Here is a 526-nt window from a genome sequence, read left to right as displayed (position 1 = left end):
TGGGTAGGCCAAAACGCAACACAAGCAAAAGCAACCGCAACGGCTTTGTGCTTGGTGGCCTACTATGTTGGCGGAAGTTTAGGTGGTTTTTTATTGCTCTACTGTTGGCAACATGGCGGTTGGTCAACCGTACTGCTTGGCGGAAGCGTTTTGTATGCCGTGATGTTTGCTGCCATTGCCTACTTAAAACACATTTGTGAAAGCGTAGATACCGACAGCAACACTGATGTAGCAAGCTTGGGAAGAAGTTAATCGACTTCTCTGCTATGCTTGCGCCAAATTCATAAAAGCAAGAAAGTCGTATGCCAACGCGCTCAACACAAGAAACACCGAATACAGATATTAATGCGATCACGCAACAAGTCGATCAATGGCTTAATGATGTCGTGATTGGTCTGAATTTGTGTCCTTTCGCTGCAAAGCCGCAGCGTAACAAACAAATCAAGATTTTTGTCAGCGAAGCAACACAAGAAGAAGCGCTGCTTGAGGATATTCTGCTGCAACTTATTGAACTCAGCACCACCGA

At 45.4% G+C, this 526-nt stretch carries 1 protein-coding gene and 1 pseudogene; both read left to right on the top strand.

Annotated elements, in window-relative coordinates:
* Positions 1-252: pseudogene (locus R7Z50_RS30915) on the top strand (MFS transporter); the annotation flags it as partial.
* 50 nt (positions 253-302) lie between these two features.
* Positions 303-526: DUF1415 family protein (locus tag R7Z50_RS30910; protein ID WP_318150202.1), on the top strand; the 224-nt coding region annotated here is incomplete at its 3' end.

This window comes from Vibrio sp. 1249-1, assembly GCF_033340495.1.
The sequence above is the reverse complement of the archived record's forward strand: the minus strand, read 5'-3'. Positions and strand labels throughout refer to the sequence as shown.